This is a genomic window from Leifsonia sp. NPDC056665 (assembly GCF_042791795.1).
Classification (GTDB): Bacteria; Actinomycetota; Actinomycetes; order Actinomycetales; family Microbacteriaceae; genus Leifsonia.
This window is the reverse complement of sequence record NZ_JBHTXK010000016.1, coordinates 6,432-26,939: the sequence shown is the minus strand read 5'-3', so window position 1 is coordinate 26,939 and position 20,508 is coordinate 6,432. Positions and strand designations below refer to the sequence as shown.

Here is a 20,508-nt window from a genome sequence, read left to right as displayed (position 1 = left end):
TCGCGGGCACCGCTGAGCGAGCGGGTCTCCGGAGGTCGCGTGCGCCCCCGGGAACCTCTCCCGGCCTAGCCGCCGGGCGCGAGCGCGCGCAGCGCCGTCACCAGCTGCTCGGTGTCCGGCATCCCCCTGAGTCCGGCCGGTGTCGGGTAGACACGGCACGCCAGCTCCCGGATGGGCTCGGCCGCCGGGAACAGGTCGGCGCCGTCGACCACGATCGTCGGCGAGCCGGCGAACACCGTCCCGGCGAGGTCGGCGGGATCCTCCAGCAGCCGGTACTCCACCGCCGCGTCGATCCCGGCCTCGGCGAGCGCGACCTCCAGCCGTGCGCCGGCTTCGCGCCAGCTCGGGCAGTCCTGGATGTGCAGCACCTCGACCTGCATAGCCCTCCGATCGACCCTCTCCCGTCCTTACCTTACGTTCCGTGACACGACCGGATGCGCTCGGCGCCGCGGTGCCGCATCCTTGGGCGATGAGCTTCGCACCGGCCCGCCCCCTGGAGCAGCTCTACGCGTCCAGGTCCAGCATCAAGTGGCGCCGCTATCCCGCGGACGTCCTGCCGGTCTTCGTCGCCGAGATGGACTTCGACGTCGAGCCGGCCATCCTCGACCGGGTCGCCGAGACGCTCCGCAACTCGGACACCGGCTACCTCGACTCGGCCGGTCCGCTGGCGCCCGCCTTCGCGGACTTCGCGTGGAGCTCGTGGTCGTGGGGCGTCGACCCGGAGTGGGTGCACCTGGCCACCGACGTGACGGTGGGCGTGGTCGAGACGCTGCGGCTGGTGCTGCCGGAGGCCGGTGGGCGCGTCGTGCTGACGCCTCCCGTCTATCCGCCGTTCTTCGAGATGATCGAGGAGGCCGACGCCGTCGCGATCACGGTCCCGCTGCGCGAGGACGCCGGCTGGACGCTCGACCTCGACGACCTGGAGGCCGCCTTCGCCGCGGGAGCCGACGCGATGCTGCTCTGCAACCCGCAGAACCCGACCGGCCGATGTCACAGCCGGCGCTCCCTGGAGGCGCTCGCCCGCCTCGCCGCCCGTTACGGGGTGTTCGTCGTCAGCGACGAGGTGCACGCCCCGCTCGCCCACCCGGGCGCCCGCTTCACGCCGTTCGCGCCCGTCGCCCTGGCCGCCGGCGCCCGCGCCGTCACGGTGACCTCCGCCAGCAAGGCGTGGAACCTGGCCGGGCTCAAGTGCGCGGTCATCGTCGCCGCTGAGCCGGCCACCGCCGACCTGCTCACCCGGCTCCCGGAGGAGCTCGCGGCACGCACCAGCATCCTCGGCCTCCACGCCAACGTCGCGGCGCTGTCGTGCCTGCGCTGGCGGGACGGCCTGCTCGACCAGCTCGTGACGAACCTCCGGCTGCTGGAGGCCGAGCTCGCCGTGCACGCGCCGTCTGTGCACGTCATCCGGCCCGATGCCGGCTACCTGGCCTGGCTGGACTTCCGGGAGACCGGGCTCGGCGACGACCCCGCCCGCACCCTGATCGACGTCGGCCGGGTCGCCCTCAACTCCGGCCTCGCGTTCGGCGAGCAGGGCCGCGGCTTCGCCCGGATCAACCTCGCCTGCGACCCGAACACCGTGGTGGAGGCGGTCCGCCGGATCGCCGCGACCGTGGCCGCGGCGAGCCCGGCGCTGGCGCCCCTCCCCGCGTAACGCTCTCGCGATTCGGCACGAATGTCGCGAAAGGACCCTCCCGCGATTCCGCACGAATGTCGCGAAACGGCGGCGCATTCGCGCGATTCGGCACGAATGTCGCGCGGGGCTACGCCTCGAGCGCCTGCTTGAGGTCGGCGATGATGTCGCGGAGGCTCTCGATCCCGATGGACAAGCGCACCAGGCCGGGGGTGATCCCGGCCTCCAGCCGCTCCTCCTCGGTGAGCTTGGCGTGGATGGTGCTGCCCAGGTGGATGGCCAGCGTGCGCACGTCGCCGATGTGCGTCATCGGGCTGACCAGCCGCAGCGCGTCGAGGAACCGCTGCGCCGCGGCCCTCCCGCCCGCGAGGTCGATGGACACGATGGAGCCGGCGCCTTTCGGCATGTACCTGGCCGCGAGGTCGTGGAACGGGTCCCCGGCGAGCCCCGGGTAGAACACCCGCGCCACCTCCGGCCGGCCGGCCAGGAACTCCGCCACCTCCTGCGCGTTGGCGACGTGCCTGTCCATCCGCACCGACAGCGTCTCGATGCCGTGCAGGAGCAGGAAGGTGCTCATCGGCGGCACCGTCGGGCCGTACTCCAACACGATCACCGAGCGCAGGTAGGCCAGGTACGCGCCGTCGCCGAACCGCTCCACGAACGACGGGACCCCGGGCCGCGGAGGCGCGGTGAGCTGCGGGAAGCGGTCGGTGTGCGCCGCCCAGTCGAACCGGCCGCCGTCGACCACCGCACCGCCGATCACCGATCCGTGACCGGACAGCCACTTGGAGGTCGAGTGCACGACGATGTCGGCGCCGTCCTCGATGGGGCGCCAGAGGTACGGCGTCGGCACGGTGTTGTCGACGACCAGCGGGACGCCGGCCGCGTGCGCGATCCCGGCCAGCCGCTCGATGTCGACCACCTGGTTGAGCGGGTTCGGCAGCGTCTCGGTGTAGACGGCCTTCGTGTTCGGCCGGAACCGCGCAGCCCACTCCGCGTCGGACGCGTCGTCGGCCACGTACTCGAACGCGATCCCCTGCCGCTTCAGGATGCCGCGGAACATCTCCCGCGTGCCCTCGTACAGCGACCGGGTGGCGAGGATGTGGTCGCCCGCCTCGGCGAGCGCGTTGAGCGCCGCGGCGATGGCGGCCTGCCCGCTGGAGACCACGATCCCGTCGACGCCGCCCTCCAGGTCGGCGATCCGCCGCCCCGCCACCGCGTTGGTCGGGTTGTCGTTGCGCGAGTACGCGCGGTAGCGGCTGCGGCCGGCGAAGCGCTCCTCGCCGTCGTCGAAGTCGTCGAAGACGTAGCCGGCGGTCTGGTAGATCGGGGTGACGCGGGCGCGGGTCTCAGCGTCGACCACCGCGCCGGCGTGGATCTGCCGGGTCTCGAAGTCGAGAGGGTGCGAACAGTCGTCAGGCATGCCGACACTGTAGTGACGCAGGGCGGGCGCCGTGCACTCCGCGTTCACCGTTCGTCACGGACGCCGCTCAGCTCCAGCCGTACAGCGTCCGCAGCGCGGTGCGGACGGTCGCGAACCGGCGCGCGTCGAGGGCGGCGGCCTCCCGGCGCATCCCGGTGCGGTGCACCCGGAAGACCCGGTCGAGCCGGACGAAGCTCGCCCTTCCCTGGCCGTCCCAGTCTCCCGCGCCGATCGCCAGGTACTCGGGACGCCCGGGATGCGCCTGGCTGGTCAGCGCGACCGCGATCAGGGAGCCGGAGGGCTCTGCCGCCACCACGAGCACCGGGCGGTCCTTGCCGCGGCCGTCGTTCTCCTCGTACGGCACCCAGGTCCAGACGATCTCGCCGGGGTCGGGCTCGCCGTCCGTCTTCGGGTTGTACGAGGTGCGCAGGCCCTTCAGCCGGCGCGGGTCGACCTGGATCGTCGCGTCGACGCCGCCGCGCCCGGGCTCGACCCCGGCGACGCGTCCGGAGCGGGCACGCGCGAACCGGGAGGCCGGTCGTTCAGTCTTCCGCGCCGCCGGCCGGAACAGTCGCGCGATCGCGTCGAGGAGTCGGCTCACTCGTGGCACGATAGCGGATCCGGGTGAGGCCCACCGTGAAGCGCAGCGCGAGCGCCAGCAGCAGCGACACCACGAACGAGCCGATCAGCACCGAGAATCCCGCGATCGCCTGGGCCGTGAACAGGTCGAAGTTCCCGCTGTCCACCATCCCGCCGCCCGCGGCGAACAGCCCGAGGTAGAGCAGGCCGACCATGCTCGCGACCGTCACGATCACGATCAGCGCCATCGACGCGCCGAACCGCGCCCGCGCGGCCAGGTCGACCATCGTCGCGCACGCCACCGCAGCGATCGCGCCGAGCAGCAGCGACCAGCCGACGGTCAGCACGCCGGCCGCGGGCGTGATCGCCACGAGCCCGGAGAACGCGCCGCAGAGCGCGCTCACCGTGGTGGGCCGTCGCAGCAGCACCCTGTCCACGACCATCCAGGCCAGGCAGCCCCCGGCGGAGGCGACGAACGCGTTGATCGAGATCAGGCCGGTGAAGGAGTCCACCGCCCCCTCCGACCCGACGACCAGCCCGAGCCAGCCGACCCAGAGGAGCGTCCCGCCGATGGCGATGGCCGGGAAGCTGCGCTGCTCGGGAGGCCGGTGCTCGCCGCGCCCGCACGCCAGGATGACCCCGGCGGCCGCCGCTCCCGCAGCCACGCCGATGGGCAGCGCTCCCCCGAAGTCGATCACGCCGAGGACGCCGGTCGCCCAGCCGTCGTCCAGCGCGAACACGGCGTAGCCCGCCGGGTACAGCACCAGCACCGACCAGAGCACCGTGAAGACCAGCCAGGCGCGCAGCGTGATCCGCGACGCGACGGCGACGCCCACGATCGCGACCGACACCGCTGCCGCCGCGAGGATCGCCCCCGCCTTGGCCAGCGCGTACAGGTCGGGCCGGTGCGTCGCCGCCCCGAAGCCGCTGGCGAGGTCGAACGACGGAGCGCCGATCACGTGCGCCAGCAACGGCCGTCCGGCGATCATGCCGTAGCCGCCCGCCACGCCGAGCAGGATCGTCGCCGCCGTGCCGGTCAGGGCGAACTTCATGGCACGGGAGGTCGTGGAGCGCCCACCGAGCCCGCCGACGAAGAAGGCGAGGCCGAACGGGACGAGCAGCGTCAGCGCCCCGCAGACGAACAGCAGCAGGGTGTCGACCTGCTCGCTCGTGGCGGCCATCCCGCTCCTTCCGCCTCAATGCAAGCATTACCCTAGCGGCCCGGCACACGCGGAACGGGGCGCCGCCCGCAGGCGGCACCCCGTTCGCGGATGCTCGATGGTGTGGTCGGGTCACACCGGCTCGAGCGAGTAGCCCTCCTCGCCGTGCACGACGGTGTCGACGCCGGCCAGCTCGTCCTCGTTCTTGATCCGGAAGCCCATCGTCTTCTGGATGACCCAGCCGATCGCGTAGGCCAGGACGAAGGAGTAGATCAGGACGCTGAAGGCGCCGATCGCCTGCGCTCCGAGCTGCACCAGGCTCCCGCCGTACCAGAGGCTGGAGAACGGCTTGGTGGCGTCGCCGTCGATGTGGGTGAAGCCGAAGACACCGATCCACAGCGTTCCGATGATGCCGCCGATGAGGTGGATGCCGACCACGTCGAGCGAGTCGTCGAAGCCGAGCTTGAACTTGAGGTCGATCGCGACGGCGCAGACCGCGCCGGCGACCAGGCCGAGCAGGATCGCGAAGCCCGGGGTCAGGATGTTACAGGCCGGGGTGATCGCGACCAGGCCGGCGACCGCACCCGACGCCGCGCCGATGGAGGTCGGTTTGCCGTCCTTGATCTTCTCGACGATCAGCCAGCCGATGGTCGCGGCGGCCGGGGCGGCGAGCGTGTTGATCCAGGCGATCGCGGCGACGCCATCGACCGCGGCCTCCGATCCGGCGTTGAAGCCGAACCAGCCGAACCACAGCAGCGCGGCGCCGAGGAGCGTCAGCGGCACGTTATGCGGCTTGCTCATGCCCTTCTGGAAGCCGACGCGCTTGCCGAGCACCAGGGCGAGGGCGAGGCCCGCCGCACCGGCGTTGATGTGCACCGCGGTGCCACCGGCGAAGTCGTTCACGTGCAGGACGGAGGAGATCCAGCCCTGCGACAGGTTGAACACCCAGAACGCGACCGGGAAGTAGACGACCGTCACCCAGACGCCCGCGAAGACCATCCAGGCGCCGAACTTCGCGCGGTCGGCGATCGCGCCGGAGATCAGGGCCACGGTGATGATGGCGAAGGTGGCCTGGAACCCCGCGAAGGCGAGGCCGCCGAGGTCGGGGGTGATGCCGTCCTTGCCCATCAGGCTGGACAGGAACCAGTCCGGCGTGCCGAGCACGTGCGGGATGAGCGGCGTCCCGAACGCGAGGCCGTAACCGTAGACGACCCACAGGACGCCGACGATGGCCATCGCGCCGAAGCTCATCATCATCATGGAGACGACGCTCTTCGCGCGGACCATGCCGCCGTAGAAGAATGCGACGCCGGGGGTCATCAGAAGGACGAGGGCTGCGGCGACGAGCAGCCACAGGGAGTTGACGGTCCCTACCGGTGCGTAGTCCGCTGCTGTGTGCAACACCATGCGAGTCTCTACCTCTCTATGCGACGCCCTTGGGGGGGGTTCTGACTCATCGGAGCCGAGCCGGGCGCTTCGGGGTGGAGCCAGTCTGATCGCGGGAGGTTTCGGCTGCGGGCTACTCGTGTTTCGCGGGTGTTACGCATCCCTGCGCTGTGTAAACAGTCTGTTTCGCCGCCGTGCGAATGTCCGGGGCGGTCGCGGGGAGGGAACCCTATTCGTCGTGCGGCGGCAGCTCGCCCGCCGTCAGCGCGATCATGCGCGACACCGAGCGGAGGTACTTCTTGCGGTAGCCGCCGCCCAGCATCTCGTCGTCGAACACCTCGCTGATCGCCGTCCCGGTCTGCACGATGGGGATCTCCGCGTCGTACACGCGGTCGACGAAAGCCACGAGCCGGAGTGCCGCCATCTGGTCGTGGAGCACGTGGACGTCGGAGAGGCCGATGACGTCGACGCCGTCGAGCATCTTGATGTAGCGCGACGGGTGCACGGTGGCCAGGTGCGCGATGAGGCCGTCGAAGGTGTCGCTCGTGGCCGTCTCGCCGCGCGCTGCGAGAGCCGCGAGCATCCGGTCGTACTGTGCGGCGTCGACGCTGACCGCTGCACCGGAGGTGTCGCGGCGCCGGTAGTCGAGGCCGTCGATGCGCAGGGTCTGGAAGTTGGCGGAGAGCGACTGGATCTCGCGCAGGAAGTCGCTCGCGGCGAACCGGCCCTCACCGAGTGCGTTCGGGGGCGTGTTGCTCGTGGCGGCGATGCGGGTGCCGGAGGCGACCAGCTCGCCCAGCATCCGGGTCATCATCATGGTGTCGCCCGGGTCGTCCAGCTCGAACTCGTCGATGCAGATCAGGGTGGAGCCGCGCAGGAGGTCGACAGCGCCGGCGTAGCCGAGCGCCCCCACGAGCGCGGTGTACTCGATGAAGGTGCCGAAGTACTTGGGTCCGGGCGCCTCGCGCCACAGCGCGGCGAGGAGGTGGGTCTTGCCGACGCCGAAGCCGCCGTCGAGGTACACGCCCGGCTTCATGGCCTCCACCTTGCGGCGGCTGCGGCTGAACAGTCCGGCCGGGCGCTGCGGCTCCCACGACTTGGCGAACAGCTTGAGCGTGGCCACGGCCTCCGACTGCGACGGGTAGTCGTGGTCCGGCCGGTACGAGTCGAAGGTTGCGTGCTCGAACTGCGACGGCGGCACCAGGCTCGCCGCGATCTCGGCGCCGGTGATCGCCGGCGAGCGGTCCGCGAGGCGGGGCAGGGCTCCGGTCGTCTCGATCGTCATGTGTGGATGCGCACCTTTAGTGTGAAGAAGTGTTGACGGGACGTTCGTCACCCGCTGCGGGCCGCGTAGCCTGGACTCCTGGCCCGCGATTTCGCAGGCTCCCAGCTTAACCCGGAGGATCAGCAGCATGGCCATCGCCCCCGACCCCTCGACCGACTTCGCCGGCTATGCGCACCCCGAACGGCTGGTGACCACCGGCTGGCTGGCCGAGCGCCTCGGCGAGGCCGGCCTGGTCGTGGTGGAGTCCGACGAGGACGTGCTGCTCTACGAGACCGGCCACATCCCCGGCTCGGTGAAGATCGACTGGCATACCGACCTCAACGACCCGGTGGTCCGCGACTACGTCAGCCCGGAGCGGTTCGCCGAGCTGCTCGGCGCCAAGGGCATCGCCCGTGACACCACCGTCGTCATCTACGGCGACAAGAACAACTGGTGGGCCGCCTACGCGCTGTGGGTGTTCACCCTGTTCGGCCACGAAGACGTCCGCCTCCTCGACGGCGGCCGGGACAAGTGGATCGCGGAGGGCCGCGAGCTCACCCGCGAGACGCCGACGCCGGCCCCGGTCGAGTACCCGGTGGTGGAGCGCGACGACCATACCATCCGCGCGTTCAAGGACGACGTGCTCGCCCACTTCGGCAAGCCGCTCATCGACGTCCGCTCGCCCGAGGAGTACAGCGGCGAGCGCACCGAGATCCCGGGCTACCCGACCGAGGGCGCGCTGCGCGCCGGCCACATCCCGTCGGCCGCCTCCGTGCCGTGGGCGCGTGCCGCGGCTCCGGACGCGACCTTCAAGCGCCGCGCCGACCTGGAGGCCATCTACCTCGGCGACGCCGGCCTGAAGCCGGGCGACGAGGTGGTGGCGTACTGCCGCATCGGCGAGCGCTCCAGCCACACCTGGTTCGTGCTGACCCACCTGCTCGGCTTCGAGAACGTCCGCAACTACGACGGCTCGTGGACCGAGTGGGGCTCGGCCGTGCGCGTCCCCATCGTGACGGGGACGGAGCCGGGCGAGGTCCCGGCACACTGACCCTGCTGCACCCGCACGAAGGTAGCCTTAAGAGATGACCGCCCTCACCGGCACGCTCGCCGAGATCCGCGACGACTTCCAGGCGCTGGAGCAGAACGACCGCCTGCAGCTGCTGCTGGAGTTCTCCGACGAGCTGCCCGACCTCCCGGAGCGCTACCGCGACCACCCCGACCTGCTGGAGCGCGTCGAGGAGTGCCAGGCGCCGGTCTACATCTTCGTGGAGGTGGACGAGCACGACATCGTCCACCTCTTCGCCACGGCTCCCCAGGAGGCCCCCACCACCCGCGGCTTCGCCTCGATCCTCGTGCAGGGCCTCGCCGGGCTCACGGCCGACGAGGTGCTCGCGGTGCCGGATGACTTCCCGAACACCCTCGGCCTCACGCAGGCCGTGTCGCCGCTGCGCCTGCGCGGGATGTCGGCGCTGCTCGGGCGCGCGAAGCGGCAGGTGCGGGCGAAGGTCGCGGCAGCTTAGCTCAGTCGGCCCGCGCTCAGTCGGCCCCGCTCAGCCGCGGCGGTAGTCGGCGAACACCCGGCGCGTCTCGCCGTCGAGGGTGATCCGCCCGCCGTACGGCACGATCCACTGGGGCGAGGTGTGCCCGAACGGCACGCCGACGCAGACCACCGCGTCCGGGTTGTACTCGGCGACGGTCTCGATGACGGCGTCGCGCTGCGCGTCCCGGAGCCGCCTGCGCTCGGCCGCGTCCGGCCGCCGCTCGAACGTGCTCACGGGAGGCCACGCCGCGAGCACGCCTGCGAGCGGCGCGAGCAGCCCGCGCTCGCCCAGAGCGCGCAGCGTGTAGCGCACCCAGTGCGCCGGCGGCGTCAGCTCGCTCGTCTCCACCAGCAGCACAGCGCCCTCCAGCGCCGACGGCGGGAACGCGAAGCGGTCGGCGAGCAGGATCCAGTCCACGACCTCGAGGCAGCCGCCCCACGTCGTGCCGGTGACGCTGAGCGCCGGACCCGCCCACGCGAATCCGTCGGTCTGCTCGCGCTCCCCGGTCTCCGTCAGGGCGCGCGGGTCTCCCCAGTCGGTCCCGAAGTCCTCCGATTCGCCCGGGTCGGTCAGCTCGATCGGGTCGCCGCCGAGCAGGGCGGCGCGCAGCGAACGGAGGTGGATGTCGTGGACGCGCGGCCCCGGCCCCAGGTTCACCTGTGTGCTGCCGCCGTAGAACCCGGCGACGCCCGCCGACCAGAGCCAGTTCAGGAGGCTGGTGTTGTCGCTGTAGCCGAGGAACGGCTTCGGGTCGGCCAGCACGGCCTCCCGGTCGAGGTGCGGGATCACCCGGAGCTGGTCGTCGCCGCCGATGGTCGCCAGCACCGCACGGATGCCGGGGTCCGCGAAGGCGGCGTTCAGGTCCCGCGCCCGATCTTCCGGCGTCGCGCCGAGCTGCCGGGTGGTCGGATACTCGACCGGCACCAGCCCGGTCAGCTCCTCCAGCCTCCGCAGCGCCTGCTCGTGCACGGCCGGCCAGCGCGCGGGCGCCGCGGACGACGGCGACAGCACGGCGACCCTGTCCCCCGGCCGGGCCGCGGGCGGCACGACCGGGCGGTGCGCACCGGTCACGCGCGCTCGTCCAGCCACTCCCGGACGGCCGACGACCACTTCGCCTCGTCGTAGTTCCAGAGCTTGGTGTGCAGAGCGACCGTGAACGGCACGAACGTCACGATGTCGCTGCGCGCCGCGGCGAGCGCGCGCGAGGCGGAGTCCGGCACGAAGCCGTCGTCCTGGCTGTGCAGGATGAGCATCGGGAGGCTGAGGTCCGCCGCCCGCGCCACGAAGTCCATGCTGCGCAGGTCGATCGGGGCGCCCAGCCCGGTGATCGGCCCGCTCCAGTTCGAGGCGATCAGCCGCATCGCGCCCTGGGCGATCGCGTCGGGGAGGCGCAGCATGTTCGCCTGGAACTCGAGCGTGTCGATCCAGTCGACGACAGGCGACTCCAGCACCACGCCGCTCACCAGGTCGAGGTTCTCCGAGCGGGTGACCGTCTGCAGCACCACCGCGCCGCCCATCGACCAGCCCATCAGCACGATCGAGCGCGCACCGTGGTCCGCGGCGTACCGGATCGCGGCGTCGATGTCGCGCCACTCGGTGCCGCCGAGGCCGTAGCGGCGGTCGGCGCTCTCCGGGGCGTCGCCGTCGTTGCGGTAGGAGGCCAGAAGGCAGGTGTACCCGGCGGCGTGGAACGTCGGCACCGCACGCAGCCCCTCCTGCCGCGACGCGCCCCAGCCGTGCACCTGGACGACCCAGCGGTCACCCGAAGCAGAACCATCCGCCGGGAACACCCACGCCGGCGCCTGCCCCAGGTCCGTCTCGATCACCACGCTCTCCACCGGCAGCCCGAGCTCCTCCGGCTCCAGGTAGTAGTACCCGCTGATCCGTGCGCGTCCGGGCCCGAGTTCGCCGAAGTGGATGCGCTCCAGCTCGCGGACGACGCTGCCGTCCGTGGTCTCCAGGAGGCCGCCGAGCTTGGCGTAGCCCGACTCCGACCCGAACCACAGCCCGAAGCGCCCCGGCATCGCGGAGTCCGGCGTCCGCTTGAGCGTGATCGTGCCGAGCGCCTCGTCCACGCCGCGCACGAACTCGCGCTGCGGCCGGCGGCGGACGGGTGTGATCACGGTCCTGGCCACCCGCGCGACCGCGTAGGCGGCGGACGCCGCCGCGACCAGCGCGATTCCTCCGGCTACGGCCGCGCCGACGCCGATCGCCTTCCCGAGTGCCCCGTTCCCGCCCGATCCGCTGCTCGTGCTCGCCATGCCCGACAGCGTAGCCGCGCCCGGTGGCCGCCGCCCTCAGGAGTTCGTCAGGCGGCGTGCCTTACTGTCGCAGGCCCCCGAACCCTTCTAGTGTTCGTAGCGTGTCGACACCCACTTCGACCCCGCCGCACCTGCCCGGGGACCCGCACCAGCCCAGGGAGCCGCACCTGCCCAAGGAATATGCGGCCGCGCTGGAGTCCATCCGTGCCGCGACGTCGCGGCCCGAACTCGTGGTCACGGAGATCCCTGCTCCCGCGCAGCTGGCGCCGTACTCCATCGCGCTCGCGGCGGACGTGCGGCCGGCGCGGCACGGTGACGACTCCGACCTCGGCACCGGACGCTTCATCCTGCTCTACGACCCCGACGAGCCGGAGGCCTGGGGCGGCCCGTTCCGCATCGTCTGCTTCGCGCAAGCTCCGCTGGAGACCGACATCGGGCTCGACCCGTTCCTCGCCGACGTCGCCTGGTCGTGGCTGGTCGACGCGCTCGACGCCCGGCACGCCAGGTACACCGCGGCCAGCGGCACCGCGACCAAGATCATCTCCACCGGCTTCGGCGAGCTCGCCGCCCAGGGCGACGGCGCCCAGATCGAGCTGCGCGCCTCCTGGAGCCCGCTGGAGACCGACATCGCCGCCCACGTGGAGGGCTGGGGCGAGCTGCTGTGCATGCTGGCCGGCCTGCCGCCGACGGGCGAAGGGGTGAGCCTGCTGAGCACGAGACGGACACCGCGTGGCTGATCACACCGTCATCGACACGCGCGACGGCTACCACCGCGCCCTCGACCTCATCGTCGCGGGCGAAGGGCCGATCGCGGTCGACGCCGAGCGAGCGAGCGGCTTCCGCTACTCCCAGCGCGCGTACCTCATCCAGATGTTCCGGCGCGGCTCTGGCACCTTCCTGTTCGACCCTCCGGCGGTCGGCCGGTTCGACGAGCTCAACGACGCGATCGCGGGCGACGAGTGGGTCCTGCACGCGGCGACCCAGGACCTCACCTGCCTGCGCGAGGTCGGCCTCGACCCGGTCAGCATCTTCGACACCGAGCTGGCCGCGCGCCTGCTCGGGTTGCCGCGCGTGGGCCTCGGCACCGTCGTGGAGGAGCTGCTCGGCGTCCACCTGGCGAAGGAGCACAGCGCCGCCGACTGGTCGACCCGCCCGCTGCCCGAGCCGTGGCTGCAGTATGCCGCCCTCGACGTCGAGCTGCTGCCCGACCTCCGCGACGCGATCGCCGGGCTGCTCTTGGAGGCGGGCAAGACCGACATCGCCCGGCAGGAGTTCGCCGACGAGCTCACCCGCGAGCTCGTCGTGCCGCGCCACGAGCCGTGGCGGCGGCTGTCCGGCATCCACTCGATCCGGGGCCTCCGCAACCTCGCCGCCGCGCGCGAGCTGTGGCTCAGCAGGGACGCGCTCGCCCAGCAGCTCGACGTCGCGCCGGGGCGGCTCGTCCCCGACGCCTCCCTGACCGCCGCCGCCAAGGCGATGCCCGAGTCCAAGCGCGCCCTCGCCGCCATGCGGGAGTTCACCGGCCGCGCCAGCCGCACCGAGCTGGACCGCTGGTGGGGCGCGATCGAGGCAGGACGCACGACCGACGACCTCCCCGTCCTGCGCGGCACTGGTGAGAGCCTCCCGCCGCCCCGGGCCTGGGCCGACCGCAACCCGGAGGCCGACGCCCGGCTCAAGGCTGCGCGCGCCGCCCTGGGGGTCCTGGCCGAGGAGCTTTCGCTCCCGCTGGAGAACCTGCTCACCCCCGACACGCTGCGCCGCGTCGCCTGGGCGCCGCCGGCCGACGTCACGCCGTCGGCCGTCGGAGACGCGCTCGCCCAGCACGGCGCCCGGCGCTGGCAGATTGAGGCAACCGCACAGTCGATCGCCCAGGCCTTTGTGGAAAGCAGCCAAACGCCCGGCGACGCGTCCGAAGCCGCTTCGTAGAAAGAATCAAACGATTCCACTGCGGCGTTCGGGCCTCCTTAGGATCGTCAGCGACCTGATTTGGGAGGCACTGTGGCCGATAGAACGGATGTCGTGTTCGTCGACGGAGTCCGTACTCCGTTTGGACGTGCGGGCGAAAAAGGGCAGTACTGGAACACTCGCGCCGACGACCTCGTCGTCAAGGCCATGATCGGCCTGATGGAGCGGAATCCGAACGTGCCCAAGGAGCGCATCGACGATGTCGCCATCGCGGCGACGACGCAGCAGGGCGACCAGGGCCTGACCCTGGGCCGCACGGCGGCGCTGCTTGCCGGGCTGCCGAAGTCGGTGCCCGGCTTCGCGATCGACCGGATGTGCGCCGGCGCGATGACCAGCGTCACGACGCTCGGCTCCGGCATCGCGTTCGGCAGCTACGACCTTGTGATCGCCGGCGGTGTGGAGCACATGGGCCGGCACCCGATGGGCTTCGGCGCCGACCCCAACCCGCGCTTCCTGTCGGAGCGCATGGTCGGCGAGGACGCCCTCAACATGGGCATGACCGCCGAGCGCATCCACGACCGGTTCCCCGCGCTCACCAAGGAGCGCTCCGACCGGTTCGCCCTCGGCAGCCAGCAGAAGACCGCCGCCGCGTACGCCGCGGGCAAGCTGCAGCCGGACCTGGTGCCCGTCGCCATCCGCTCCGAGCAGGGCTGGGGCCTCGCCACGCAGGACGAGGGCATGCGCCCCGAGACCACGCTTGAAGGCCTCGCCACGCTGAAGACCCCGTTCCGCCCGCACGGCCGGGTGACCGCGGGCAACGCGTCGCCGCTCACCGACGGCGCGACCGCGAGCCTGCTGGCGTCCTCCGACGCCGTCAAGGAGTTCGGCCTGACGCCCAAGATGCGCATGGTCAGCTTCGCGTTCGCCGGCGTCGAGCCGGAGATCATGGGCATCGGCCCTGTCCCCTCGACCGAGAAGGCGCTCCGGAAGGCCGGCCTGACCATCGAGGACATCGGCCTGTTCGAGTTGAACGAGGCGTTCGCCATCCAGGTGCTGTCGTTCCTCGACCACTTCGGCATCGACGACGCCGACCCCCGCGTCAACAAGTGGGGCGGCGCCATCGCGGTCGGCCACCCGCTGGCCGCGAGCGGCGTGCGCCTGATGATCCAGCTCGCCCGCCAGTTCGAGGAGCACCCGGAGGTCCGCTACGGACTCACCGCGATGTGCGTCGGCCTCGGCCAGGGCGGCACCGTGATCTGGGAGAACCCCCACTACAGCAAGCGCGCGGCGAAGAAGGGCTGAGCACCAGTGACCGACTACAGCACCATCGACTTCTCCCCGCTCGTCGAGCTCACCATCGACGAGGTCGTCAGCCACTCCTACGTGAAGGACGTGCCGCTGCCCAGCGGCAAGACCCTCGCGCTGGTCACGCTCGACAACGGCCGCGACCACACCCGCCCGAACACGATGGGCCCCGCCACGCTCCTGGAGCTCGGCCGCACCTTCGACGCGCTGACCGAGCGCGCGGCGCGCGGCGAGATCGACGCGGTCGCCGTCACCGGCAAGCCGTTCATCCTCGCCGCAGGCGCCGACCTCAGCCGAGTGGGCGACATCCCGAGCGTGGAGGTCGCCAAGCTGCTCCCCCAGCTCGGCCACTACGTGCTCGGCAAGCAGGCGACTTTCGGCGTCCCGTCGTTCGTGTTCACGAACGGCCTCGCGCTCGGCGGCGGCGTGGAGATCGGCCTCAACGCCGACTACCGCACCATCGACCGCAACGCGGCCGCGTTCGCGCTCCCCGAGGTGTTCCTCGGCCTGATCCCGGGCTGGGGCGGCGCGACCATCCTGCCGAACCTGATCGGCATCGAGAACGCCCTCAAGGTCGTCATCGAGAACCCGCTCAAGCAGAACCGGATGCTGAAGCCCCAGGAGGTCTTCGAGCTCGGGATCGCCGACGCGATCTTCGACTCGGCGAACTTCCTCGAGGACTCGCTGCTCTGGGCCGACAAGGTGCTCACCGGAGCCGTCGAGGTCAAGCGCCCGAACGTGCCCGGCAAGGTCGAGCGGCTGGTCAAGTGGGACGCCGCCATCGGCATCGCCCGCAAGATGCTGGAGAGCCGCATCGGCACCGTCCCGAAGTCGCCGTACCGGGCGCTCGACCTGCTGAAGGCCGCCAAGTCGAACGACCGCGCCGCCGGCTTCGAGCTGGAGGACGACGCGCTCGGCGAGCTCATCTCCGGCGACCAGTTCCAGGCGAGCATCTACGCGTTCAACCTGGTGCAGAAGCGCGCCAAGCGGCCCGCGGGCGCGCCGGATAAGGCGCTGGCCAAGAAGGTCACCAAGATCGGCGTCATCGGCGCCGGCTACATGGCCAGCCAGTTTGCGCTGCTGTTCGTCCGCCGGCTGCGGGTGCCCGTGGTCATCACCGACCTGGACCAGGCGCACGTCGACAAGGGCGTGGCGTACATCCACGACGAGATCGGCACGCTCCAGGAGAAGGGCCGCATCTCCCCCGACGAGGCCAACCGCCTGCGCGCGCTCGTCACCGGCACCACGGACAGGGCCGACTTCGCGGACTGCGACTGGGTCATCGAGGCCGTCTTCGAGGAGCTGACCGTCAAACAGAACGTCTTCGCGGAGGTCGAGCAATACCTCTCCGACGAGGCGGTGCTGGCGACCAACACCTCCTCGCTGTCGGTGGAGCAGATCGGCGCGAAGCTGAAGCACCCTGAGCGGCTGGTCGGCTTCCACTTCTTCACCCCGGTCGCGGTCATGCCGCTGATCGAGGTGGTGAAGACGCCGCACACCGACGACGCGACCCTCTCGACCGCCATGGTCACGGCGGCCGCGCTCAAGAAGAACGCGGTCATCACCGCCGACACCCCCGGGTTCGTCGTGAACCGGGTGCTCGCGAAGGTCCTCGGCGAGGCGATGCACGCGGTCGACGACGGCACCCCGTTCGAGACCGTGGACAAGGCGTTCGCCCCGCTGGGCCTGCCGATGGCGCCCTCGGTGCTGCTCGACCTGGTCGGCCTGAAGGTCGGCGCGCACGTGCTCGACACGCACCACGCGGCCTTCCCCGACCGGTTCTACCGCAGCGAGAACCTGCACCGCCTCGCGGAGCACGGCACCCTCCTGGAGAAGGACTCCAAGGGCAAGGTGGAGGGCCTCGACAAGGGCGCGGCCAAGATCCTGGCCGGCGGCAAGAACCCCTGGACGGAGCAGGAGATCCTGCGCCGGCTGGAGGACGGCCTGGCCGACGAGATCCACCGCATGCTCGTGGACGACCACGTGGTCGAGGCGCCGGAGGACATCGACCTCTGCATGATCCTCGGCGCGGGCTTCCCGTTCCAGATGGGCGGCATCACGCCGTACCTCGACCGCGTGGGCGCCTCGGAGAGAGTCTTCGGCGACACCTTCCAGCACCCGCCCGTCCGCGGCGTCCCCACCCCCGTGGAGGCCGCCGCCTAACCCGCGACGAAAGCCACCGGAGCCGCCGGGCACCCAGAAAAACTGCGTGCCCGGCGGCTACTTGCAATATTATACATTCATACTCTAGACATGAGGGGTGAAACAGCACTCTCGACGCCGGGCCTGGACATATCACGAGTCCAGGGGCGGGCTGAGCCTCGTCCAACAGCGCCGCGCAACGATGGCCCTAAACGCCGGGAATCGGGCATCCGCGCGTGAAGCCAATGCACGACGGTGGTACAAGCGCCTAACGCTCGCCGTCTCGTTGCTAATGCTTTCTGCGACGGTCGGGTACTCGCACTGGAGCCTCAATAGCGAGATTGAATCGGCCCGTAGCTCGCTTGAGGCTCAGGCTCGGCAGCAGGACCGTGCGATATCGGCTTCGAAAGCCAATGCCGATGCTGCTCGACGCGAGGCGGAGAACCTCAGGAAAGAACTCGCCAACTGGCGCATGCAGCAGTCGTACGAAGGCCCGGTGGTCCGAGCCAACGCTTGGATCTCGGTCTGGTCAAACGCCACTGATCCGCCTGGATGGGTTGAAAACGATCCGCTCAAGCCCATCGTTCTGGGTGCCAAAGACAGTTACGCGTATCTTGAGATCACAGTCGTAAACGAGGGCCGATTCAAGGCCACCGTGACGGGAGTCGGAATTCGAAAGAGTGACATGAGTTGGGTGTCAGGTGCATTCGACTGCTACGACGACGCGGCGGACCTCTATTCGGCGTGCGATCAGCGCCTCGTTATCGAATCTCAAAAGGACGCACGAGTACGCGTGCTTCTCTCTGAAGCATCGCTGCGCGCTGCGTGCTCATCTACGAACGAAGAGGGACTGACCTTCTCGATTTATGCTCGCGGCCTTGCTCCGGTGGAAGGCAAGACCTGGAGAAAGCAGACATGCGATAGCCAGAAATGACCAGGATCACGGCGAGGGCGCGTGCTTGACTGCGTACTCGGCGGTTTGGTTTTTTCACCCGCGACGGGTCTTGACCCTGGGGAAAGGGCGTCGTTACGGTTCGTATATCTCACTGGTGTGCGAAATTGGGGGGTTCCGTGACGGATCAGAAGGCAGCACCGCAGACCGGACTGTCCGCCCCGGTGAAGCTCTCGATGCTCACGATGACCGGCATGGTCGTCGGCAGCATGGTCGGAGCCGGGGTCTTCTCGCTCCCCCGGCGCTTCGCGCAGGAGACCGGCGTCGCCGGCGCCCTCATCGCGTGGTCCATCGCGGGTGCCGGCATGCTCATGCTGGCGTTCGTCTTCCAGCTCCTGGCCAACCGCAAGCCGAAGCTCGACGCCGGTGTGTACGCCTACGCCAAAGCGGGCTTCGGCGAGTACCTCGGCTTCTTCTCCGCATTCGGCTACTGGGCCAGCGCCGCCGTCGGCCTGGTCTTCTACTGGGTCTTCATCATGTCGACCATCGGCGCGGTCGTCCCGGCGTTCGGCAGCGGCGACACCGTCCTCGCGATCGGGATCTCCTCGGTCGCGCTCTGGGGGTTCTTCCTCCTGATCCGCCGCGGCATCAAGGAGGCCGCGGCAATCAACCGCATCGTCACGGTCGCGAAGGTCGTGCCGATCATCATCTTCATCCTGCTCGCACTGTTCGTCTTCAAGCCGGACGTGTTCGCCGCCAACTGGGGCGGAGCGGCCTACGCCGGCTCGCTGTTCGACCAGGTGCGCGGCACCATGCTTGTCACGGTCTTCGTGTTCCTGGGCGTGGAGGGCGCGAGCACGTACTCCCGGCACGCGAAGCGCCGGGCGGACGTGGGGCGCGCCACGATCCTCGGCTTCGTGAGTGTGTTCGCGGTGTTCGCCTCGGTCACGATCGTGTCCTATGGCGTCCTGCCGATGGGCGAGATCGCCAAGCTCCGCCAGCCGTCGATGGCCGGCGTGCTGGAGGCGGCGGTCGGGCCGTGGGGCGCCTGGTTCGTGAGCATCGGCCTCATCGTGTCGGTGCTCGGCGCCTACCTCGCCTGGTCGCTCATGGCGGCCGAAGTGCTGTTCGTGGCCGCCCAGGACCACGACATGCCGCGGTTCCTCGCCCGGGCGAACAAGCAGGACGTGCCGGTGAACGCGCTGCTGCTCACGGCCCTGTTCGTGCAGGCCGTCCTGGTGATCCTGTACTTCGCGCACAACGCGCTGGACCTGGCGCTCGACCTCACGAGCGCACTCACGCTCATCCCGTTCTTCCTCGCCGCGCTGTACGCGCTCAAGCTCGTGCTGACCAGGGAGAGCTACGTCGACCAGCCGCGCGGCTGGGGCCGCGACCTGGTCGTGACGATCCTTGCGGTGGCCTACACGGCATTCCTGCTGTTCGCGGCGGGCCTGACCTTCGTGCTGTTGTCGTTCATCGTCTACGCGCCGGCGACCATCCTGTTCGTCATGGTCCGGCGCGAGCAGGGCAGGACGCTCTTCAGCGGCCGGGAGCTGGTCATCCTCGCCGTCTCGATACTCGGCGCGATCGCCGGAATCGTGGCGCTCTCGCTCGGCTGGATCACGCTGTGACGACGCCCGCACGCTCCCGCTCGAACATCCATCACGTACGACACGTAAGGGGAACACTGTGACCGACACGACATTCGGCGTCCACTCGGAGGTCGGGCAGCTCCGGCGCGTGCTCGTGGCCGCGCCCGGGCTCGCGCATCACCGGCTCACGCCGACGAACGCCGACCACCTCCTCTTCGACGACGTGATGTGGGTCGAGAACGCCAAGCGCGACCACGCCGCCTTCGTGGCCGACCTGCGCTCCCACGACGTCGAGGTGCTCGAGCTGCACCAGGTGCTCGCCGAGACCGTCGCGCAGCCGGAGGCGCGCGCGTGGCTGCTCGACCGCAAGGTCGTCCCGAACGAGGTCGGCCTCGGGCTCGTGGAGGGCACCAGGGCGTTCCTGGAGTCCCTGCCCGCCGAGCGGCTGGCCGAGTTCCTCATCGGCGGACTCTCCACCGTCGACCTCCCGGAGGACTACCGCACCGGCTACATCGCGCTGGCCCGCGAGTCGACCGGCGTGCAGGAGTACCTCATGCCCCCCCTGCCGAACACGCTCTACACGCGCGACACGACGTCGTGGATCTACGGCGGTGTCACCCTCAACCCGCTCTACTGGCCGGCCCGGCACGACGAGACCCTGCTCATGAAGGCCATCTACCTGTTCCACCCGGCGTTCGCGGGCGCGCGGGTGTGGTGGGGCGACCCCGAGCGCGAGTGGGGACAGGCGACACTGGAGGGCGGCGACGTCATGCCCGTGGGCAACGGCGCCGTGCTCATCGGCATGAGCGAGCGCAGCTCACGGCAGGCGATCACGCAGACCGCGGCGGCGCTCTTCGAGGCGGGCGCGGCCGAGCAGGTCATCGTCGCCGGCATGCCCAAGCTGCGCGCGGCCATGCACCTCGATACCGTGCTCACATTCGCCGACCGCGACCTGGTGACGCTGTACCCGGCCATCATGGACCGCGTGCACACCTTCACGCTGCGCCCCGGCACCGGCGCGAACCCGGTCGACGTCATCGACGAGGACGGCCGCGCCTTCGTGGACGTGGTCGCGGGCGCGCTCGGCCTCCCCCGCCTCCGCGTGATCGAGACCGCTGGGGACAACTACGAGACCGAGCGCCAGCAGTGGGACAGCGGCAACAACGCCGTCGCGCTGCGGCCCGGCGTCGTCTACGCCTACGACCGCAACACCGCCACCAACGACGCCCTGCGTCGCGCCGGCGTCGAGGTCATCCCGATCGTCGGCGCCGAGCTCGGCCGCGGCCGCGGCGGCGGCCACTGCATGACCTGCCCGCTGTTAAGAGACCCCATCGACTTCTAACCCACCCCCACACGCGCTATCCACCGCCGAGGGGCACGTTGTTGTCACCTTTCGCCCCGAAAAGCGACAACAACGTGCCCCTCGGC

At 70.6% G+C, this 20,508-nt stretch carries 18 protein-coding genes; 10 read left to right on the top strand and 8 right to left on the bottom strand.

Going from position 1 to position 20,508, the window contains the following annotated elements:
• Nucleotides 1-65: 65 nt before the first annotated feature.
• The gene (locus tag ACFQ9V_RS14675) at nucleotides 66-380 is read right to left on the bottom strand and encodes a thioredoxin family protein (protein WP_382459865.1); all 315 of its coding nucleotides are present in this window, start codon (nucleotides 378-380) and stop codon (nucleotides 66-68) included.
• Between the two features lie 41 nt (nucleotides 381-421).
• Here ACFQ9V_RS14675 and ACFQ9V_RS14670 point away from each other — a divergent pair, with 41 nt between their 5' ends.
• Nucleotides 422-1,651, top strand: coding sequence for a MalY/PatB family protein (locus tag ACFQ9V_RS14670; protein WP_382459864.1), 1,230 nt, complete (start codon nucleotides 422-424; stop codon nucleotides 1,649-1,651).
• A 109-nt stretch (nucleotides 1,652-1,760) separates the two neighbouring features.
• On the opposite strand, the gene ACFQ9V_RS14665 is transcribed toward ACFQ9V_RS14670, so the two are convergent.
• The 5 genes from ACFQ9V_RS14665 to zapE form a co-directional block, all read right to left on the bottom strand.
• Nucleotides 1,761-3,053, bottom strand: coding sequence for an O-acetylhomoserine aminocarboxypropyltransferase/cysteine synthase family protein (locus ACFQ9V_RS14665; RefSeq protein ID WP_382459863.1), 1,293 nt, complete (start codon nucleotides 3,051-3,053; stop codon nucleotides 1,761-1,763).
• 67 nt (nucleotides 3,054-3,120) lie between these two features.
• Nucleotides 3,121-3,654 (bottom strand): type II toxin-antitoxin system PemK/MazF family toxin, encoded by a 534-nt coding sequence (locus tag ACFQ9V_RS14660; protein ID WP_382459862.1) that lies wholly within the window; start codon nucleotides 3,652-3,654, stop codon nucleotides 3,121-3,123.
• Nucleotides 3,596-4,813: an ammonium transporter gene (locus tag ACFQ9V_RS14655; protein WP_382459861.1), complete on the bottom strand. Its 1,218-nt coding sequence runs from the start codon at nucleotides 4,811-4,813 to the stop codon at nucleotides 3,596-3,598. The genes ACFQ9V_RS14660 and ACFQ9V_RS14655 overlap by 59 nt, the downstream gene beginning before the upstream one ends.
• Before the next feature lie 111 nt (nucleotides 4,814-4,924).
• A complete protein-coding gene (locus ACFQ9V_RS14650) occupies nucleotides 4,925-6,199 on the bottom strand; it encodes an ammonium transporter (RefSeq protein ID WP_382459860.1) in 1,275 nt (424 codons plus the stop codon).
• A 208-nt stretch (nucleotides 6,200-6,407) separates the two neighbouring features.
• Nucleotides 6,408-7,463: a cell division protein ZapE gene (gene zapE, locus ACFQ9V_RS14645; protein WP_382459859.1), complete on the bottom strand. Its 1,056-nt coding sequence runs from the start codon at nucleotides 7,461-7,463 to the stop codon at nucleotides 6,408-6,410.
• Between the two features lie 127 nt (nucleotides 7,464-7,590).
• Between zapE and ACFQ9V_RS14640 the strand changes: the two genes are divergently transcribed.
• Both ACFQ9V_RS14640 and ACFQ9V_RS14635 read left to right on the top strand, forming a co-directional pair.
• Nucleotides 7,591-8,490 carry a sulfurtransferase gene (locus ACFQ9V_RS14640; protein ID WP_382459858.1) on the top strand — a complete coding sequence of 300 codons (900 nt, stop codon included), beginning with the start codon at nucleotides 7,591-7,593 and terminating at the stop codon, nucleotides 8,488-8,490.
• 34 nt (nucleotides 8,491-8,524) lie between these two features.
• The gene (locus ACFQ9V_RS14635; protein ID WP_382459857.1) at nucleotides 8,525-8,962 is read left to right on the top strand and encodes a SufE family protein; all 438 of its coding nucleotides are present in this window, start codon (nucleotides 8,525-8,527) and stop codon (nucleotides 8,960-8,962) included.
• A gap of 30 nt (nucleotides 8,963-8,992) precedes the next feature.
• Here the strand turns inward: ACFQ9V_RS14635 and ACFQ9V_RS14630 are convergent, their stop codons facing one another.
• Together ACFQ9V_RS14630 and ACFQ9V_RS14625 are read right to left on the bottom strand one after the other, a co-directional pair.
• Nucleotides 8,993-10,054 carry a S66 peptidase family protein gene (locus tag ACFQ9V_RS14630; RefSeq protein WP_382459856.1) on the bottom strand — a complete coding sequence of 354 codons (1,062 nt, stop codon included), beginning with the start codon at nucleotides 10,052-10,054 and terminating at the stop codon, nucleotides 8,993-8,995.
• Nucleotides 10,051-11,244 (bottom strand): alpha/beta hydrolase family protein, encoded by a 1,194-nt coding sequence (locus ACFQ9V_RS14625; RefSeq protein ID WP_382459855.1) that lies wholly within the window; start codon nucleotides 11,242-11,244, stop codon nucleotides 10,051-10,053. Before ACFQ9V_RS14625 ends, ACFQ9V_RS14630 begins: the two co-directional genes overlap by 4 nt.
• A gap of 131 nt (nucleotides 11,245-11,375) precedes the next feature.
• On the opposite strand from ACFQ9V_RS14625, the gene ACFQ9V_RS14620 reads away from it, so the two are divergent.
• The 7 genes from ACFQ9V_RS14620 (at nucleotide 11,376) to ACFQ9V_RS14590 (ending at nucleotide 20,422) form a co-directional block, all read left to right on the top strand.
• Nucleotides 11,376-11,981, top strand: a complete 606-nt coding sequence (locus tag ACFQ9V_RS14620; protein ID WP_382459934.1) for a DUF3000 domain-containing protein — start codon at nucleotides 11,376-11,378, stop codon at nucleotides 11,979-11,981.
• Nucleotides 11,974-13,170, top strand: coding sequence for an HRDC domain-containing protein (locus ACFQ9V_RS14615; protein ID WP_382459854.1), 1,197 nt, complete (start codon nucleotides 11,974-11,976; stop codon nucleotides 13,168-13,170). Before ACFQ9V_RS14620 ends, ACFQ9V_RS14615 begins: the two co-directional genes overlap by 8 nt.
• 72 nt (nucleotides 13,171-13,242) lie before the next feature.
• Nucleotides 13,243-14,451, top strand: coding sequence for a thiolase family protein (locus tag ACFQ9V_RS14610; RefSeq protein WP_382459853.1), 1,209 nt, complete (start codon nucleotides 13,243-13,245; stop codon nucleotides 14,449-14,451).
• Between the two features lie 6 nt (nucleotides 14,452-14,457).
• On the top strand, nucleotides 14,458-16,617 hold the full coding sequence (locus ACFQ9V_RS14605) for a 3-hydroxyacyl-CoA dehydrogenase NAD-binding domain-containing protein (protein WP_382459852.1): 2,160 nt from the start codon (nucleotides 14,458-14,460) through the stop codon (nucleotides 16,615-16,617).
• A gap of 97 nt (nucleotides 16,618-16,714) precedes the next feature.
• Nucleotides 16,715-17,530 (top strand): hypothetical protein, encoded by an 816-nt coding sequence (locus ACFQ9V_RS14600; RefSeq protein ID WP_382459851.1) that lies wholly within the window; start codon nucleotides 16,715-16,717, stop codon nucleotides 17,528-17,530.
• A 194-nt stretch (nucleotides 17,531-17,724) separates the two neighbouring features.
• Nucleotides 17,725-19,119, top strand: a complete 1,395-nt coding sequence (locus tag ACFQ9V_RS14595; RefSeq protein ID WP_382459933.1) for a basic amino acid/polyamine antiporter — start codon at nucleotides 17,725-17,727, stop codon at nucleotides 19,117-19,119.
• A 58-nt stretch (nucleotides 19,120-19,177) separates the two neighbouring features.
• The gene (locus ACFQ9V_RS14590) at nucleotides 19,178-20,422 is read left to right on the top strand and encodes an arginine deiminase (protein ID WP_382459850.1); all 1,245 of its coding nucleotides are present in this window, start codon (nucleotides 19,178-19,180) and stop codon (nucleotides 20,420-20,422) included.
• Nucleotides 20,423-20,508: the final 86 nt, after the last annotated feature.

Coding starts and splice junctions, on each gene's coding strand:
- ACFQ9V_RS14675 (WP_382459865.1), bottom strand. CDS start 380: ATGCAGGTCGAGGTGCTGCACATCCAGGACTGCCCGAGCTGGCGCGAA.
- ACFQ9V_RS14625 (WP_382459855.1), bottom strand. CDS start 11,244: ATGGCGAGCACGAGCAGCGGATCGGGCGGGAACGGGGCACTCGGGAAG.
- ACFQ9V_RS14655 (WP_382459861.1), bottom strand. CDS start 4,813: ATGGCCGCCACGAGCGAGCAGGTCGACACCCTGCTGCTGTTCGTCTGC.
- zapE (WP_382459859.1), bottom strand. CDS start 7,463: ATGACGATCGAGACGACCGGAGCCCTGCCCCGCCTCGCGGACCGCTCG.
- ACFQ9V_RS14640 (WP_382459858.1), top strand. CDS start 7,591: ATGGCCATCGCCCCCGACCCCTCGACCGACTTCGCCGGCTATGCGCAC.
- ACFQ9V_RS14635 (WP_382459857.1), top strand. CDS start 8,525: ATGACCGCCCTCACCGGCACGCTCGCCGAGATCCGCGACGACTTCCAG.
- ACFQ9V_RS14595 (WP_382459933.1), top strand. CDS start 17,725: ATGCTCACGATGACCGGCATGGTCGTCGGCAGCATGGTCGGAGCCGGG.
- ACFQ9V_RS14665 (WP_382459863.1), bottom strand. CDS start 3,053: ATGCCTGACGACTGTTCGCACCCTCTCGACTTCGAGACCCGGCAGATC.
- ACFQ9V_RS14650 (WP_382459860.1), bottom strand. CDS start 6,199: ATGGTGTTGCACACAGCAGCGGACTACGCACCGGTAGGGACCGTCAAC.